This is a genomic window from Aquabacterium sp. (assembly GCF_049317225.1).
In the GTDB taxonomy this organism is placed as follows: domain Bacteria; phylum Pseudomonadota; class Gammaproteobacteria; order Burkholderiales; family Burkholderiaceae_C; genus Aquabacterium.
Map to the genome: position 1 here is coordinate 1 of NZ_JBMOIR010000021.1, position 15693 is coordinate 15693.

The following is a 15693-nucleotide window of genomic DNA, read 5'->3' on the forward strand; positions in this document are numbered from 1 at the left end:
GCCAAGCTCACCCTTGGCTAGTTCGGGACGGGGAAGTCCCTTTCATTCGTTAGGCTCCCTCACACAGCCCTCATTGACAGCCCCTTGGTCCCCGCGTGGCGCGGGGTCCGCCTAAGGGTGGTAAGGTGAGCCACTAACAACCCAAAGGTACGCTACATGGCCAAGCCAAATTACCAGTTCGAAAAGCGTCAACGGGAGCAGCAAAAGAAGCAAAAAAAGGTCGAGAAGGCCCTTCGAAAAGCCACACCAGCTCCTCAGGGCGATGCCGCCCCCATCTCACCGGAACAAGGTGAGGCAATCCCAAGTTGATTTGACGATGCTCGCGAGCTGACTGCCCCCAGTCTGACAGGGCGTTCAACGCGTGCACCACCAGAGCGTGAGGCACATCGACAGGCAAAGCGCACAGCTCGGAACCAGCAATTCAAATGGCAAGTGATCTCAACTTTGTCGAACATGTCTGCGAGCAAGTAGGACTCGGAAGCGCCCTGTCGTTCAGGAAAATGTTCGGCGAGTACGCCCTCTACATCGACGGCAAAGTTGTCGCACTCATCTGCGACAACCAGGTGTTCGTCAAGCCAACGCCCGAGGGAGAGCAGATCCTCCGTCAAGTCACAATGGCTTCTCCATATCCCGGCGCAAAGCCACAGTTCCGGATCGACGAAGCTCTAGATGATCGCGACCTGCTGAAGATGTTGTTTACCGCTACCGCACGAGCGCTTCCTGTGCCAAAAGCGAAGAAGCCCAAGGCAAGGGCCAAATGAAGCCATGCATAGGGGCGCCGGCGTGACCTACCCCATATTGCTTGCGATGGCAACGCAAGTGCGCCGCGTTGCTTGATATGCTGCGGTGATCCGCACTCAGCTTTGATGGGAGTTTCGATGTTCAGTCACATCATGGTCGGCTCCAACGACATTGAGCGCTCAAAGCGCTTCTACGATGCCGTTCTCTCGGTCCTTGGCGCCCCAGAGGCGTTGCGCAACCAGAATGCAACGGGCCACACGAGGCTGTTCTATCGACACGAGGGCAACACATTCAGCGTTGTCGAACCCATCAACGACGAGCCCGCCACGTTCGCAAATGGGGGAACCATCGGCTTCAAGTGCACCTCCCCTGAGCAAGTCCAGGCGTTTCACGACGTAGCGGTCGCCAATGGCGGCACATCCATCGAAGAGCCGCCCGGCCTTCGCGAAGGCAGCCTGGGCGCCATGTATCTGGCCTACGTCCGAGACCCCGACGGCAATAAGCTATGTGCCCTGCACCGCGTCAAAACCTGAGTCCGGTTGGGTCACACGCACAGGCACACGGGCACGATCCGCTGACACACTGACCAGCCCTGCCCAAAGATGACAGCTCAATTCGACGATTCGTTCTTGTTCAACGGCAAGGAATATGCGCTCGCGGACGTCCGTGGCGACGAGGATGGCTTTTGAACCCACCTCATTCAGCAACAACACTGCCACGGTGATTTCACCGCCGGTTGATGAAGGCCCCCTCACCCGCTTGGTGCAGGTCGAAATCGACACAATCAAAGTCCACTCACCATGCCGACGCATCGCAACATCATGACAGCACTCATCGTGCTCGCGATGGGGTTGGCTGTTTCATCGCTGGTGTTGTTTGTTTTGCCGGGCTACTACCTCTTCCTCGTGGGAGACTGGCTGTTTGGCACTCAGCTTGGCCACATTCACGGAGACAACCTGCTCCCGATTGCCATGCAGGTTCAGATGTTGTGGGCCCCTGCACTGCCATTGAGTTATGCGTTTGCACGCCGCTTTTATCTTCAACGCCCGGGGCGCACACGCATGGTGTTCGCCGTCGCAATGGGCATGCTGACGCTCTACGCGTGGGCTGCAGCGTTGGCTGTCGTCTTTCATGCGTTGATGGCCGAGGTGCCGGCCTAGCCCCCCATATGGGCTACATCCCCCCACATCAAGATGTGAAGCACAAAGAGTGAGGGCTTCGAACAATCCAGTGACATCACGTGACGTGATGAAAAGATCAATTACTGGATGTGTTGAGCATGAAAAAAGCCCTCTCTTACGCGGCCGTGTCCACGGTCTTGGTCACGCTGTCGGCATGTGGTGGCGGTGGTGACTCGTCTGATCAGACTGTCACACCCAGATCACTGTCACAGCAAACGGTCACCGATACTGGCGCCACGTTGATGACACCCACCACCAGCGAGCAAACAGACGTCAGTGGCGCCGACAAGGCCTTTGACCTGGTAGCGACCGTCGGCGACAGCTGGCGCATTGTCCTGAACACCACGGGCAAGACTTTCAAGGTCTATACGCTGGGCTCCAGCTACGATGCAGTCCAAGCATACGTGGGGTCCAACCTCCAGATCCTGGACGACGGCGACTTCACTTACTACTACGGCAACGTCAACGGCAACTGGGGTTCCAACATCCAGATCGCGGTAGACAAGCGCACCCAAACCGTGACCGGCTGGGTGACGCAGGCAGCCCAAGCTGGTGGTGTGAGCAGCATCAGCAGCCGTGTGCTGGGGTCCGCCTATCAGGTCTCCAACCCTGCCAAACTGGCCGGCGATTACGTTTACCTTCGCACCACCAGCTACACGGCCACCAATGGTGTGACCAGCTATGGCGACGAGCCAGGCCACATGCGCCTGAAGTGGGACGGTGCCTACCTGACCGGCCTTCTGTGCCCCAAGTCTCGCATCAGCGCGGATGACCAGTTGTGCGTGGATGATGCCGGCGTCGGCACCACATCGGGTCCCGTCACACCGCTTCCGCTCACGTTCGGTCAAGACAGCCAAACCGGCCGCATCTACCTGGCAACGTACGACCGTCAGAACCGCGGCGACATCTTCTACCGCAACAACATCAACGTTCAGATGGGCGACCGGGGCGCCGTCATCGCCATGGACTATGACTTCAGAAACCCCTTGGGGGCACGCTACCTGGGCGCGATTCACGCCGTCAAAGAAGCGACGCTGAAACAGGCTGACGTGACCACCACCATGGAGTGCATCACATCGTCCAGCCGATCTGCCTCCAGACAAATGACGCTGCAATTGAAGTCAGACAACACGTACACCTACACGTGGAACAGCACAGGATCGGTCGAAAGCGGCACTTATGTCATCAACAAAATCACCGATGGCTTCAGCAACACAACCAACATCAAGGGTGGCGTGGTGCTGACCGACAGTTCAGGCAACACCAACCCCAAAACGCTTTTGCCCCTGTCGTCCAGCATCTGGGCCTTGCACGATGACTATGGTGACACGCACCTGACCTACTGCATGCCACATAACCCTGGCAAAGTGGTCTGGCCTTCCACTGGCAACACAGGTGGCGGCGCAGTCAACTAAGCGGAACGCACGATAGACTTCTTCAAAACAGGGGGCGCAGGTGAGCAGTATTGGTTTGGTCGAGGATGATGCACTGACACGCAATCGTGTAGTGAATCTCATTGCGGCAGAACCGCAATGGCAATTAGCTTTTGCCGTAGAGTCACTTCAGCAGGCCTACTCTGCATTAGCTGAAGCTCCCCCTGATGTTTTGCTGGTGGATCTGGGCTTGCCGGACGGCAATGGGCTGGATCTCATCCGCTATGTGATGCAGCGCGAGCTACCTTGCCAGACCTTGGTCATCTCCGTCTTTGGTGAAGATGACAAAGTCTTTGATTGCATTGAGGCGGGTGCCAGCGGCTATCTCATCAAGGGCCAGGGCGATGCCGACCTGGCTGCGCATTTGCGCGACCTGTTCGCCGGTGGATCCCCCGTGTCCCCCCGCATCGCACGGCGACTTCTGACCGCCGTACGGCAAGCCCGCCCCACCCCTCCCGAACCTGATCCATCGCCCCCAGCAGACCTCACCGCCAAAGAGTTTGAAACATTGAGCCTGCTGTCGCTGGGCTACTCCTATGCAGAAGTAGCCAATAAGCTGGATGTGTCGGTGAACACGGTGCGTTTTCACATCAAGAGCATCTACAGCAAGCTCTACGTTTCCTCCCGATTCCAAGCTGTTCAAGAGGCTAGCAAACGTGGTTGGCTTTGAACGTTTGATGAGGCTCGCATGGTTGCTGCTTGGGCTCTTGCTGACCGGATGGGTACAGGCAGCTCCCATCATTCATGGCGCGGAACGGACCACAGTGACCATCTGGGACGTGGACATCGCACCTCGCCTGGTCACGCCTGCGGACGCCGAGTCCACCCAGTGGCACCCCGTTGAGCTGGACCACGCCTGGCGCCGCAAAAAATGGTGCGACGCCCCCATTTCCACGTATAGATTTCAATTTCACCTGGACACTGTGCCCAAAAATGGCTTGGGCCTTTACCTCAGGCGTGCAGGCAACCGATTGACCGTATGGATTAACCAAGAGCCTGCGGCTCGTTTCGGTGCACTCAATGAGCCCAATGCTGACTTTTCCAATCTACCGCTGTTCGCACCATTTGCCTGGCACGCGCTGAAGCCAGGGCTGAACACCGTCCTGATTCAAGTGGCGGGCGATTGCAGACGTTACTCAGGCCTGGCCCACATGGACATTGGCCCGCGTGACGTGGTGGAGCCGGTTCAGCAATCGGCTCGACGTGCAAGAACCTATCCGACCGTGGGCATTGTGTCCGTCTGCGGCTTGTTGGCAGTCGCTGGCTTTGCATTTGCCACCATGACGCGCCAGCGCATTGCGCTGTTTTTTGGGCTCTCCAACGGACTGTGGGCCATTCGTGCTGCGCTGTGGGGCATGACAGACCTGCCCATGCCCTACAGCCTGTGGTTCTTTTTGATTGATGCCACATATGCTGCCTGGATGTCATTGGTTGTGATGCAGTGTTTGTGGCTGGTGTCTGTTCAAAAGCCATGGCTTGAACGCCTCCAATGGCTGGCCCTCGCATTCATGTTGGTGACCTCCATCACTGCGGCAACCGGGCACGCCATCTGGCTGAAAGCGCTGGGGTTGGAAGCAACGATGCTCAGCGCCGCCCTGGCCATGCTGAGCATCATTTACGAAGCCATTCGTCGACCGAAAGAAACCAACGTGGCCATGAGTCTGGCCACACTGCCGATGTTTGTTCTGGCCGTGTGGGATCACTGGAATGTCTGGCTGTCTGGGGCCCGCGACGCTTACCAGCGGTATTACTACTCGCCTCTGCTGGTGCTGTTCATGCTCGTTGCGATCACGCTACTGATGATGCGCCAGTTTCAACTGGCCATGCGCAACGACGAGCAATACCGCCGATCACTGGAACAAGAAGTGGAGCGCCAGCGTGCCGAGCTTCAAGTACAACATGAGCGAGAGCGTGCTCGCGCACAACAGACGGCGGTGATGGCCGAGCGTCAGCGGATCGTGCGCGACATGCACGATGGGCTAGGAGCCCAACTGGCCGGCATGCTCGCCGTCGTGCGAAGTGACCAGGCCATCGCGCAAGAGTTGGAGGCAGACATTGCCTCGGCCATTGCGCACCTGCGCTCGACCATCGACAACTTGAGCACCTCGGAAACCGATCTCTCCACCGTGCTGGCACAGTTCCGCTTTCATCATGAACAGCGATTGAAGCGGGCAGGCCTGGAGTTGATCTGGCAAGTGGAGTTGCTACCCGTGCCTGAGTGGCCCTCGTCCGCGCTCTGGGAGTTACAACAAATGCTGAGAGAAGCCTTCGCCAACATCTTGAAGCATGCCCGAGCAAGCACCATCACGGTCCGAGCCGACTGTCGCGATGGCCTTTGCACCATTTGCATCCAAGATGATGGGTGCGGCTTTGACCCGGCGTCGGTTCGAAATGGGCGGGGCATGCAGCATTTGCGTGAACGCGCAACCCACATTGGTCTGCATTTTTCCCTGACGAGCGACAAGGGCCTGGGCACCCAAATTCGCTGGACGTGGCCCCTTGAGCATGTTCCGCCCACGCAAGGCGCCAGTTGATGCCATAAGGTCTAGACTGGCAGCAGTTCCACTTGTTGCCACCTTGTGCCCATGCTTCGCGTACTGATTTATGCCCTGGCCATCCTGCACCTTGGGCCCGGCTTTGCATTTGCGGTTCTGGCCTTTGGTTGCGAGCCATCCGCCCCCCTGCTGGGCACGCTCTGCGAGCAAAGCTCCATGGCGGCTTTTGTCTGGATGACACTGGGCGCTTGGGGCGTGATGATTCTGGCCTTGGTGCTCAAGCACCTCTGGCGCCGTCATACACACACCGCAGCCACTGGCGATGCACGCTGAGTATCTGGGGTCTCGCCACGCCAGGACATTGATCGTCGTGGTGGGACGCAACAATCAAGACAAAGCATCAGAGCCGATCATTTCGATTCAGCATCGCTTGCATGATCTTGGTGCCAGCATCTGCTGGCTCGACACCAAGGCGCGCTTTCATGGTCGTCAGCGCGAAATGACCTTGGCTCGCATCCGGCATCAGTGGCTGAGCGACTGGAGCCACGCGCACCCCAAGGCAGGACGCTTAGCACTGCGGTTGATCCGACTGGCACTGAAAATCAAATACCCGAAGCGCCATGCCTATGTCTTGAGGCGCTATCAAGCAGAACCGACTGCAGAAGGCTTGCGTCGATTCATCAACACCCTGCGCAACCCCACCATTCATGTGGTGACACATTCGGCTGGCGGCATCCTGGCGACTCAAATTGCCAACGAGACGGCCATTCAAAAGATCGTGTGTTTTGGATACCCGTTCAAACACCCCGATCACCCTGAAGAACCGCACAGAACCTCACACTTGCGCGACATCCGCAAGCCGGTGTTGATCTGTCAGGGGAGGATGGACGAGTATGGCGCTCCGGAACAACTCCACCGGTATGCCACCTCATCGAGCATCAAGGTGCACGCCGTGGAATCCGACCACGACTACGCGGCACTCTCTGCGGTTGAACAAGCCTCGCTAACCGGGCTCATCACAGACTTTTTGTCGCTGAGTGATGCATAGCCCGGTCGGCCCTGAACTCATCAGGGCATCGAGCTCACGTAAACCGCCAATGCGTTGATGTCATCATCCGACAGCATCTGGGTGGTGGCACGCATCAGAGGATTAGGACGAACTGGATCCTTGTCACGATAGCGCTTCAGGTTCTTGCGCAAGTAATCCGGCTGCTGCCCGGCAATGCGAGCGAACTGCGCGTTGCCTCGCCCATCGTTACCGTGGCAACGGAAGCAGTTGGATGAGAAGATTTCTTGACCGCGCTTGGCCAACCGCGCATCGGTCACAGGCTTGCGAGGTACTTCGCGCGACGAGTAGAAGAGGACCATGCCCACTTTCTCGTCCGAATTCATGGCCTTGATCATGCCCTCCATGAACTCGTACTTGCGCTTGCCTTCAGCAAACAGGCGAACCTGCTCCATCAAATATGAACTGTTTTGACCTGCCAGGTTGGGCACATCGGGCTTGACGCTGTAACCACCGTCACCGTGGCAGTTGGCACAAACGGCCGCAACCTTCTCACCCGTACGGATGAACGTTGCCAAACGGGCGGGATCGGCCTGCACTTCAGCCAGACGCTGGGCCAGATCTACGGGAGGTGCACCGGGCTTATCTGCCGCCCAGGCCATGGAAGAAGCCAGCAACAGTCCTGTCAACCCGAACCATACCCGCAGTCTTTTCATGTCGTGCACTCCTAAAAAGCTGACGTATGTTAAGCGAGTCTGCGCACGACATATTGACCGATGTTGCTCAGAAGCCAGATATTGCAGCCCGAGTGCAATAGTTCACTGCGCCATCTCAAAGTCTGTTGTGACACTGTCTAAGGGGCATCCCCAAGCATTCGACGTGTACTAATGCGCGGCGGCCCCTTGACGCTCAGGGTGAACGCCTAGACGCGTCCGATAAATCAAATATAGAGTGTCTAAAAGTTTCACTTGGCGACAAACCGTACTGGAAGCATGACCTCATGAGTTCAGGTCACCTCATCCGCATCGGTCACTCGACTCAGCCACACACTCGGGACGCCGTTCTGGAGTTTTGTCTGGCTGTGGATCAGCCTGACCTGGCGCTCGTGCTGTTCTTTTGCTCGGACACGTACGATCTGGATGTGGTGGCCGCCGAGTTATCGACACGGTTTTCCGGAATACCCGTGTTGGGATGTTCCACTGCCGGGGAAATTGGTCCTCAGGGATGTCGGGACCACAGTATTTCCGGGGCAAGTTTCAGCAAAGCAGGGTTTGCCGCGACGGTCTGCTGCATCGATGCACTGCATGACTTTGAAGTCACAGACGGCAAGGCTTTTGTGACCGAGCAGTTGCGGCAATTGAGCCAGCGAGCGCCCACCGCCGAGCCTCAGAACACCTTTGCCTTGATGCTGATTGACGGTTTGTCGATGGCCGAGGAAAAAATCACCCGCTCACTGCAAAACGCACTGGGCCGGATTCGCCTGATCGGTGGGTCTGCAGGTGACGGGATGGATTTCTCGAAGACGCTGGTCTACTGGAACGGCACGTTTCAATCGGACCGCGCAGCCATGGTCTTGGTGAGCACCCCTCACCCCTTCGAAATCTTCAAGATTCAGCATTTTTTGCCCACCAGTGAGCGGCTGGTGGTCACGGCAGCGGATACGTCGAAGCGCTTGGTCACCGAAATCAACGGCCTGCCCGCAGCACAAGAGTACGCCCGCCTGATCGGTGTCCCCGTGGAGGCATTAAGCACCGAGCACTTTGCTGCGGTGCCCTTGCTGGTGCTGATCGACGGAACGTCGTACACAAGGTCCATTCAAAAGGTGAACGCAGACGGCAGTCTGACCTTCTTCTGCGCGATCGAAGAAGGCATCGTCATGCGCGTGGCACAGAGCGAGGACATCCTGAGCAACATGCAGCACTCGTTCGAAGAGATTGCACGCAAGATCGGTCGCCCCACGCTGACGATCGGGTTTGACTGCATCCTGCGCAAACTGGAAAACCAGCGACTGGGGCTGAATGCTGACATCTCTGAGGTCTTCAGCAGTTATCACACTGTGGGCCTCAACACGTACGGCGAGCAGTACTGCGGTGTGCACGTGACCCAGACGCTGACGGGCGTGGCGATTGGAGATGGCCGTGGCTGACGCTTTGCCGCCCTCTTCCAATCTGAAGGCTGAAAATGCCGCACTCCGCGATGAAGTCACTCGCCTGAACAAGGTCGTCGAGGCGCTGATGAACCGCGCCGAGCGAAGCACCAACACAGAGGGGTCTGACTTTGGGCAATTCCAGACCACCCTGATGCTGGAAGACTTGGTGCGTCGACGTACCGAAGATCTTGAAAGTGCCCTGCGCAACAACGAACGCATCACACGCGAACTTCAGCATTCGGAGGCGCGTTTTCGGGGGCTGGCCAACCAGTCGATGGTCGGGATTGCGATCGTTGAGCACGGTCACGTCACCTACATCAATCCAAGGCTCCAGGAGATGTACGGCTACACAGCCGAGGAGCTGAACGCACGCGGATTCATGTCTGTGGTGGTGGACGAAGACCGGGCCAAAGCATCGGCCCTGCTGAGCCAACGTCTGAGTGGCGAACTCAAACAGGTGCATCACTGCTTTCGAGCGCGACGCAAGGATGGTGACGTCATTGATGTGGAGTTGCACGGCAGCTCCATGGAGATCGACGGCGGTGTGGCCTTGATCAGCCTGACCCTGGACGTGACCGAGCGGGTGCGTGCCGAGCGCGAGGTGCTCGCGCTGCAAAGTCAATTGAGAGAACAATCCGTCCGGGATGCACTCACGGGCCTGTACAACCGGCGCCATCTGGACGAGGTCCTGTCGCGAGAGTTGCTGGTGGCCCAACGCTATCACCGCCCACTCAGCATCGTGATGGCCGATGTCGATCACTTCAAAGCGGTAAACGACCGCTACGGACACTCTGCCGGGGACATGGTGCTGCGCAATGTGGCCGATGTTCTCAAGCGCAACGCCCGCGCAAGCGACATATGCTGTCGCTACGGCGGGGAGGAATTCTTGCTGGTCATGCCGGGCATGCCCCCTGAGGCAGCTCGTTTGCGTGCAGAGCAATTGCGCCGCGAGATTGCGTCCAGTCCCTGCATCTATGGCGACATGCCCATCAAAGTGACCTCGTCATTCGGTGTCGCCTCGTACCCTGCGCATGGCAATGAGAGCAGCAGCATCATCAATGCGTCGGATGCGGCCCTCTACGCCGCCAAAAATGGTGGTCGCAATCAGGTCCGGAGTGCCGTGATTTGAGTGAAGCCCCGTTGACCCAGTCACAGCGCGAGTGATTGCACCAGCGCATCAAACACGACCCGCACCCTCTTGGGTACCGGGCCTTGTTGCGGACGATACAGATACAGATCCCAAGGCGGCGGCTCCAACTCAGGCATCAACCGGACCAGCGCACCTGAAGCCAATTGCCGCTGAACCAAGAAGTCAGGCAACTGCCCAATGCCGATGCCAGCACACACGGCGTCCAGCTCGACGTCGGTATCCGTCGAGATGCAGACGTGCTGAGTCGGTGAAAAATAGTGCCCATTGGCGAAAAACCAAGGCCAGGGACGTCCGGTTGACAGGTCGTACTGTCCCGTCAGCGGCCAATCGTGGAGTTCCTCCACCGTCTGTGGTGCCGTCTTGCCGGTCAAAAGACCAGGCGTGGCCACGACATGGAACTGAACGGGCCTCAGTCGGCGAACCACGAAGCGGTTATCGCGAATGGCACCGATTCGAATGCCCAGATCAATGCGCGCATCCACCACATCGTCCAGTTGATCGGAAAGCCGCAAATCAAAACGCAGCCCGGGATGCTGCTTGGCAAGATCACGCAAAACAGGCCAGACCATCAAGCGGCCGGTGCTGACTGGCGCCGTCAGACGGACCAAACCCTGCATGCCACGCTCGTGCGGTCGGGCGCCGGACTCGAACAAGGCATCCACGCCTTCGAGCTGAGCGCGAGCCTTGACGCAAAAGGCTTCACCGAAGGTGGTCAGCACCACCTGACGCGTGCTGCGATGAAACAGCAACTCCCCCAGGGTGGACTCCAACTCTTTGACCGCTCGCGTCACGGCCTGAGGTGCCACGCCATGACGCAGCGCTGCTTGCTTGAAGTTCAGCGTCTCCGCAGCGGCACACACCAGCCTCAGTTGCTCCAGTCGATTTGACATTCATTCTTCCGTTTTTTGGAATTATGAAATCAAATTCATTCCATTTACAAGACAACCTGGCCTCGCGAACATCACGCCATCGCAACGTTCAACTAGGACAGTTCATGAGCAACAACATTCAAGACAAAGTGGTCGTCATCACGGGCGCATCCAGCGGTTTGGGAGAAGCCACGGCACGACATCTCGCCAGCTTGGGGGCGAAGGTGGTGCTCGCAGCGCGTCGTGCAGATCGACTCGGCCAGATCGTCGCCGAGATCCAAGCTCAAGGCGGGCAGGCCATTTACCAGCAGGTGGACGTGACTGATCTGGCGCAGATGCAAGCACTGGTTGCCGCAGCCATCCAGACATTCGGTCGCATCGATGTGCTGGTCAACAACGCCGGCTTGATGTCCATTGCCCCGATGGCCGCACTCAAGGTGGACGAGTGGGATCGCATGATCGACATCAACGTCAAGGGTGTGCTCTACGGGATTGCTGCCGCTTTGCCTGAATTCCAGAAGCAAAACAGTGGCCATTTCATCAACATCGCGTCCGTTGCGGGCATCAAGGTATTCAGCCCCGGTGGCACGGTTTACAGCGGTACCAAGTTTGCCGTCCGCGCCATCTCCGAAGGGCTTCGGCATGAGGTGGGTGCCAACATCCGAACCACGACCATCGAACCGGGCGCAGTGGACAGCGAGTTGAAGTTGGGCAGTTCGCACGAAGCCAGTGCCAACGCCGTCAAAGACTTCTACAAGATCGCCATTCCCGCGAGCGCCGTCGCACGTGCCATCGCCTATGCGATCGAGCAACCCGCGGAAGTGGACATCAATGAGATCGTGCTGCGCCCAACAGCACAAGAGTTCTAATCAGGGCAAGACGCCGGCCACCATCGCGGCGAGCGGGGTGGTTGGCCGACCAATCAGGGCACTCAACTGGCGCTGACCGTCAAACAAGCCCCCCTTCGATGCACCGACATCCGAGTCGGCGAGCAGGTCAGCCAACGGCTCGGGCAATCCCGCGCCAACCAACGCTGCCTTGAAGTCAGCCTGAGGCAGGTCCACATAGGGAATGGTCTTGCCAGACTGGCGGCTGAGTTCAGCCGCAAACTCAGCCAAGGTATAGGCATCGTCCCCCGCCAGCTCGTAAACCTTGCCGGCCTGGTTCGGGCTGCTCAGCACGACGGCAGCGGCCTCTGCGTAATCGGCTCTGGCCGCAGAGGCGATCTTGCCTGCGCCCGCACTGCCAATGAAGGCACCGTGTTGCAGCGCGGGTTGAACACTGGCCAGGTAGTTTTCGGTGTACCAGCCATTGCGCAAGATGACGTGAGGAAGCCCCGATTCCGTCAACAGGGCTTCGGTGGCCAAGTGCTCGTCTTTCAGCGCAAGCGGACTGACATCGGCATGCAACAAGCTGGTGTAGGCCACCAAGCCCACGTTGGCTCGCTGGGCCGCTTCAATCACATTGCGGTGCTGAGGCAAGCGTTGCCCCACTTCACTTGAAGAAATCAGCAGTACCTTTTGCGCGCCCTGAAAGGCGGCATCCAACGATGCCGGCTGGGTGTAATCAGCCTGACGAACCTGAACCCCTCGGTCAGCCAAGTCGGCCACGCTGGCGGGGTTTCGGACTGCCGCAACAATTTGGTCTGCGGGAAGACGATTCAACAAAGACTCGATCACCAAACGGCCCAGTTGGCCCGATGCACCTGTCACAACGATCATGATCAGCACTCCTAAGTAGTCAACAGAAGAAAGTGCTGTCAGAATAGAGTCTTAACTTACTTTTTGTAAGTACACACCGAAAGGTAAGTATATGAATCTCCCTCAATCTCTGCGCGAAGCTTTGCAACGTGGCAACGTTTTTGCGGAGCAATGCCCGTCCAGAGACATCCTCAAGCATGTGACGAGCCAGTGGGGCGTACTGGTTTTGGTTGCACTGCTGGACGGCACGCACCGTTTCAGCGACCTGCGCCGCAAGATTGGTGGTGTGAGCGAAAAGATGCTGGCGCAGACACTGCAAAGGCTGGAAGCCGATGGCTTCGTATTGCGGCAGGCTTATCCGGTTGTTCCGCCCCACGTCGAGTACAGTCTGACCGCTTTGGGCGAAGGAGTCGGCAAGCGGGTCGAGGGCCTGGCTGACTGGATTGAGAGCAATCTCGACCTCATCATGGATGCGCGCACCCAAAGAGCAGAAGAGGCGCTGGCTGCACACACCCTGATGTAATTTCAACGGATCAGACCGTGCTTGATTTCAATGCACTGCTGCAGCACGGTACCGCGTGGCTGTTCTTCCCTAGCGCCATCTTGCTCGGCCCCCTATATCTCCGGCGTTTTGATCATCCTCCTGGGCATGTACGTGACCTACCAGGGGTTGCACACGCTGCTTTAATCCCCCGACGCGGCAACCAAGGGGGCCTGCACCCACACACGCCCGACGATCACGTGGATCAGCAAGGCCAGCGTACCGTTGATCACCAACGCTTCCCGCACGCCCCACGCGTGCACGGTCAAGCCCGTGACCAGGCTCCCAAGCGACATGCCGCCGCGCATGGCCAGCATGAACATGCTGGCTGCCTGCCCGCGCAGGTGAGATGGCGCACATGACTGCAAGACCGCATTGGCCGAGGCATTGGACACCGTCATGGCCACACCCGCGCACAGCAGCAACGCCACCAGCCCGAGAGACCAGGGATTGAGCGCTGCCAGCAAGACGATGACGGCATAAAGCAGGGCAAACCACGCGCTGAAGCGGCGACGATCGCGCTGGGGGTCCACGGCCAACAAGGCTGACGCACCCAGCAAACCGCCCAAGCCAAAGGCCCCCAGGGCCAGACTGAAATCGGCCGCACTGCCTTGAAACACCTCTTTGACGAGGACCGGGCAAAACGTGATCAACGGCGCGCACAGCAAGGCCGTGGTCAGCACGGTCAGCAAGCCGCCGCGCAAACTGGGTTCGCGGGCCACCGCACCCACACTCGCCAGCAGTTGTCGATGGTCCAGCGCAACGCTCAAGCCTTTGGCAGCCGGGAGTGCGGGCAGCACCCACAACGCGACCAGAATGAATGGCACGTAAGACAAGGCACTGACCGCAAAAGCCCCCGCCATGCCCACGCTGGCCATCAGCACACCGGCAATTGCCGGCCCCAGGATGCGTGACAAGTTGAACTGCGTCGAATTGAGCGCAATGCCAGTGGGAATCTGATCCGGGCGAACGATGCTGGGCACTATCGACTGAAACGATGGCATGGACAAGGCATCGGTCACCCCCACCACCAGCGACATGGCAATGACCATCCAGGGCGACACCTGGCCCGTGAGGATCAACACGACCAGCACCACCGGGCACACCATCTGAATCGACTGAAAGATCGCGATGGTCCGACGCCGGTCCGTCTGATCCGCCAAGGCACCGCCGACCAGCGTCAGCAGCAACACGGGAGCCCCTGAAGCGAAGGAATCCAGTCCGAGCAGAAAGGGCGATGCACCCAGGCTCAACATCAGCCACGGCTGTGCCATCTGCTGCGCCCACGTCCCAATATTGGCCAGCAAACTGGCGAACCAGAACGTGCCGAATCGACGCGTCAGCAGCAGCCCCATAGACTGGCGGAAATGGCTACGTTCCAGCCTCGGCATGCGTTTCAAGGCACCAGCACAGCGGCACCGCTGAAACGCCCTGCCCTCAAGTCATCCAAAGCCTGGTTGGCCTCGGTCATGGCATAGGGATGTGCGGTCACATCCAGCTTGCAGGCACTCGCCAGCGCCATGAAGCCGTCGCCATCTGCGCGCGTCAAATTGGCGACCGACACGATGCGCCGCTCCTTCCACAACCACGCATACGGAAAGGATGGAATGTCACTCATGTGGATGCCAGCGCACACCACCACGCCAGCTGGCCGGATCGCCTGCAAGGCCAGCGGCACCAAACTCCCCACCGGGGCAAACAACAAGGCAGCATCGAGTGCGACCGGGGGCTTGGCCTCCGAGGGCCCTGCCCAAACCGCCCCCAGTTGGCGCGCCAGGGCTTGCGCGGACTCATCGCCCTCTCGCGTGAAGGCATACACCTCGCAGCCCTCAAACCGAGCCATCTGAATGACCAGATGCGCGGCAGCACCAAACCCGTACAAGCCCAAACGAGGCTTGGGGCCCTTCAGCGCATCGGCGGCCATCCGCAAGGCCCGAAAGCCGATCAGACCGGCACACAACAAGGGCGCCGCTTCGAGGTCGTTGTACTGATCGGGGATGGGAAACACATAGCGTGCATCGGCCACCACATGCGAGGCATAGCCGCCATGAATCTGATAGCCCGTGAAGCGAGCCTGCTCACACAGGTTTTCATGGCCGGACCGACACAACTCACAGGTGCCACACGTCCATCCCAGCCACGGCACCCCCACGCGTTGCCCAACCATGAGGCCCGAGACGTCGTTCCCCATCGCATCAATGACCCCGACCACTTCGTGCCCAGGAACCACCTGCTGACCAGGAAACGGCAGGTCACCATCGACGATGTGCAGATCCGTCCGGCAAACACCACACGCCTTCACCCGCAAGCGAACTTGTCCCGCTGTCGGCTGAGGCAACTGTTGCCGCCACACTTGTTGCAATGGACGCCCGGGGGCCTCCATTTCCATGGCGTACATGTGATCCATCGTCTCGCTCCAAGGTCGTTG

Annotated in this window: 18 protein-coding genes; 13 read left to right on the top strand and 5 right to left on the bottom strand. The window is 58.8% G+C overall.

Annotation, left to right across the window (positions count from 1 at the left end; all coding sequences use genetic code 11):
• Positions 1-156 precede the first annotated feature (156 nt).
• The 9 genes from ACOYNB_RS12055 to ACOYNB_RS12095 all read left to right on the top strand — a co-directional run bounded on the left by ACOYNB_RS12055 (position 157) and on the right by ACOYNB_RS12095 (position 6898).
• On the top strand, positions 157-309 hold the full coding sequence (locus ACOYNB_RS12055; RefSeq protein WP_422839296.1) for a hypothetical protein: 153 nt from the start codon (positions 157-159) through the stop codon (positions 307-309).
• A 116-nt stretch (positions 310-425) separates the two neighbouring features.
• The gene (locus tag ACOYNB_RS12060; protein WP_422839297.1) at positions 426-761 is read left to right on the top strand and encodes a TfoX/Sxy family protein; all 336 of its coding nucleotides are present in this window, start codon (positions 426-428) and stop codon (positions 759-761) included.
• Positions 762-878: 117 nt separating this feature from the next.
• Positions 879-1274 (top strand): VOC family protein, encoded by a 396-nt coding sequence (locus ACOYNB_RS12065; RefSeq protein WP_422839298.1) that lies wholly within the window; start codon positions 879-881, stop codon positions 1272-1274.
• A gap of 288 nt (positions 1275-1562) precedes the next feature.
• On the top strand, positions 1563-1901 hold the full coding sequence (locus ACOYNB_RS12070) for a hypothetical protein (RefSeq protein WP_422839299.1): 339 nt from the start codon (positions 1563-1565) through the stop codon (positions 1899-1901).
• Between the two features lie 119 nt (positions 1902-2020).
• Complete coding sequence (locus tag ACOYNB_RS12075; protein WP_422839300.1) at positions 2021-3337, top strand: hypothetical protein; 1317 nt, start codon at positions 2021-2023, stop codon at positions 3335-3337.
• Positions 3338-3377: 40 nt separating this feature from the next.
• The gene (locus ACOYNB_RS12080; RefSeq protein ID WP_422839301.1) at positions 3378-4025 is read left to right on the top strand and encodes a response regulator; all 648 of its coding nucleotides are present in this window, start codon (positions 3378-3380) and stop codon (positions 4023-4025) included.
• A 94-nt stretch (positions 4026-4119) separates the two neighbouring features.
• A complete protein-coding gene (locus tag ACOYNB_RS12085) occupies positions 4120-5889 on the top strand; it encodes a sensor histidine kinase (protein ID WP_422839302.1) in 1770 nt (589 codons plus the stop codon).
• A gap of 51 nt (positions 5890-5940) precedes the next feature.
• A complete protein-coding gene (locus ACOYNB_RS12090) occupies positions 5941-6183 on the top strand; it encodes a hypothetical protein (protein ID WP_422839303.1) in 243 nt (80 codons plus the stop codon).
• Positions 6173-6898: an alpha/beta family hydrolase gene (locus ACOYNB_RS12095; protein WP_422839304.1), complete on the top strand. Its 726-nt coding sequence runs from the start codon at positions 6173-6175 to the stop codon at positions 6896-6898. Before ACOYNB_RS12090 ends, ACOYNB_RS12095 begins: the two co-directional genes overlap by 11 nt.
• Before the next feature lie 20 nt (positions 6899-6918).
• Here the strand turns inward: ACOYNB_RS12095 and ACOYNB_RS12100 are convergent, their stop codons facing one another.
• Positions 6919-7572: a c-type cytochrome gene (locus tag ACOYNB_RS12100; RefSeq protein WP_422839305.1), complete on the bottom strand. Its 654-nt coding sequence runs from the start codon at positions 7570-7572 to the stop codon at positions 6919-6921.
• 284 nt (positions 7573-7856) lie between these two features.
• On the opposite strand from ACOYNB_RS12100, the gene ACOYNB_RS12105 reads away from it, so the two are divergent.
• Both ACOYNB_RS12105 and ACOYNB_RS12110 read left to right on the top strand, forming a co-directional pair.
• Positions 7857-9002: an FIST signal transduction protein gene (locus ACOYNB_RS12105; RefSeq protein WP_422839306.1), complete on the top strand. Its 1146-nt coding sequence runs from the start codon at positions 7857-7859 to the stop codon at positions 9000-9002.
• Positions 8995-10134, top strand: a complete 1140-nt coding sequence (locus tag ACOYNB_RS12110) for a GGDEF domain-containing protein (protein ID WP_422839307.1) — start codon at positions 8995-8997, stop codon at positions 10132-10134. The genes ACOYNB_RS12105 and ACOYNB_RS12110 overlap by 8 nt, the downstream gene beginning before the upstream one ends.
• Before the next feature lie 20 nt (positions 10135-10154).
• Here the strand turns inward: ACOYNB_RS12110 and ACOYNB_RS12115 are convergent, their stop codons facing one another.
• The gene (locus ACOYNB_RS12115) at positions 10155-11045 is read right to left on the bottom strand and encodes a LysR family transcriptional regulator (protein WP_422839308.1); all 891 of its coding nucleotides are present in this window, start codon (positions 11043-11045) and stop codon (positions 10155-10157) included.
• A gap of 104 nt (positions 11046-11149) precedes the next feature.
• On the opposite strand from ACOYNB_RS12115, the gene ACOYNB_RS12120 reads away from it, so the two are divergent.
• A complete protein-coding gene (locus ACOYNB_RS12120; RefSeq protein ID WP_422839309.1) occupies positions 11150-11893 on the top strand; it encodes an SDR family oxidoreductase in 744 nt (247 codons plus the stop codon).
• Here ACOYNB_RS12120 and ACOYNB_RS12125 read toward each other — a convergent pair whose 3' ends face one another.
• Positions 11894-12745: an SDR family oxidoreductase gene (locus tag ACOYNB_RS12125; RefSeq protein WP_422839310.1), complete on the bottom strand. Its 852-nt coding sequence runs from the start codon at positions 12743-12745 to the stop codon at positions 11894-11896.
• 91 nt (positions 12746-12836) lie between these two features.
• On the opposite strand from ACOYNB_RS12125, the gene ACOYNB_RS12130 reads away from it, so the two are divergent.
• On the top strand, positions 12837-13247 hold the full coding sequence (locus tag ACOYNB_RS12130; RefSeq protein WP_422839311.1) for a winged helix-turn-helix transcriptional regulator: 411 nt from the start codon (positions 12837-12839) through the stop codon (positions 13245-13247).
• 161 nt (positions 13248-13408) lie between these two features.
• Here ACOYNB_RS12130 and ACOYNB_RS12135 read toward each other — a convergent pair whose 3' ends face one another.
• Both ACOYNB_RS12135 and ACOYNB_RS12140 read right to left on the bottom strand, forming a co-directional pair.
• Positions 13409-14656 carry an MFS transporter gene (locus tag ACOYNB_RS12135; RefSeq protein ID WP_422839312.1) on the bottom strand — a complete coding sequence of 416 codons (1248 nt, stop codon included), beginning with the start codon at positions 14654-14656 and terminating at the stop codon, positions 13409-13411.
• Positions 14657-14661: 5 nt separating this feature from the next.
• Positions 14662-15663: a zinc-dependent alcohol dehydrogenase family protein gene (locus ACOYNB_RS12140; RefSeq protein ID WP_422839332.1), complete on the bottom strand. Its 1002-nt coding sequence runs from the start codon at positions 15661-15663 to the stop codon at positions 14662-14664.
• Positions 15664-15693: the final 30 nt, after the last annotated feature.

What these genes read in the sequence shown, in the direction of transcription:
- ACOYNB_RS12055 (WP_422839296.1), top strand. Translation starts at nt 157, where the DNA reads ATGGCCAAGCCAAATTACCAGTTCGAAAAGCGTCAACGGGAGCAGCAA.
- ACOYNB_RS12060 (WP_422839297.1), top strand. Translation starts at nt 426, where the DNA reads ATGGCAAGTGATCTCAACTTTGTCGAACATGTCTGCGAGCAAGTAGGA.
- ACOYNB_RS12065 (WP_422839298.1), top strand. Translation starts at nt 879, where the DNA reads ATGTTCAGTCACATCATGGTCGGCTCCAACGACATTGAGCGCTCAAAG.
- ACOYNB_RS12070 (WP_422839299.1), top strand. Translation starts at nt 1,563, where the DNA reads ATGACAGCACTCATCGTGCTCGCGATGGGGTTGGCTGTTTCATCGCTG.
- ACOYNB_RS12075 (WP_422839300.1), top strand. Translation starts at nt 2,021, where the DNA reads ATGAAAAAAGCCCTCTCTTACGCGGCCGTGTCCACGGTCTTGGTCACG.
- ACOYNB_RS12090 (WP_422839303.1), top strand. Translation starts at nt 5,941, where the DNA reads ATGCTTCGCGTACTGATTTATGCCCTGGCCATCCTGCACCTTGGGCCC.
- ACOYNB_RS12095 (WP_422839304.1), top strand. Translation starts at nt 6,173, where the DNA reads ATGCACGCTGAGTATCTGGGGTCTCGCCACGCCAGGACATTGATCGTC.
- ACOYNB_RS12100 (WP_422839305.1), bottom strand. Translation starts at nt 7,572, where the DNA reads ATGAAAAGACTGCGGGTATGGTTCGGGTTGACAGGACTGTTGCTGGCT.
- ACOYNB_RS12105 (WP_422839306.1), top strand. Translation starts at nt 7,857, where the DNA reads ATGAGTTCAGGTCACCTCATCCGCATCGGTCACTCGACTCAGCCACAC.
- ACOYNB_RS12115 (WP_422839308.1), bottom strand. Translation starts at nt 11,045, where the DNA reads ATGTCAAATCGACTGGAGCAACTGAGGCTGGTGTGTGCCGCTGCGGAG.
- ACOYNB_RS12120 (WP_422839309.1), top strand. Translation starts at nt 11,150, where the DNA reads ATGAGCAACAACATTCAAGACAAAGTGGTCGTCATCACGGGCGCATCC.
- ACOYNB_RS12125 (WP_422839310.1), bottom strand. Translation starts at nt 12,745, where the DNA reads ATGATCGTTGTGACAGGTGCATCGGGCCAACTGGGCCGTTTGGTGATC.
- ACOYNB_RS12130 (WP_422839311.1), top strand. Translation starts at nt 12,837, where the DNA reads ATGAATCTCCCTCAATCTCTGCGCGAAGCTTTGCAACGTGGCAACGTT.
- ACOYNB_RS12135 (WP_422839312.1), bottom strand. Translation starts at nt 14,656, where the DNA reads ATGCCGAGGCTGGAACGTAGCCATTTCCGCCAGTCTATGGGGCTGCTG.
- ACOYNB_RS12140 (WP_422839332.1), bottom strand. Translation starts at nt 15,663, where the DNA reads ATGTACGCCATGGAAATGGAGGCCCCCGGGCGTCCATTGCAACAAGTG.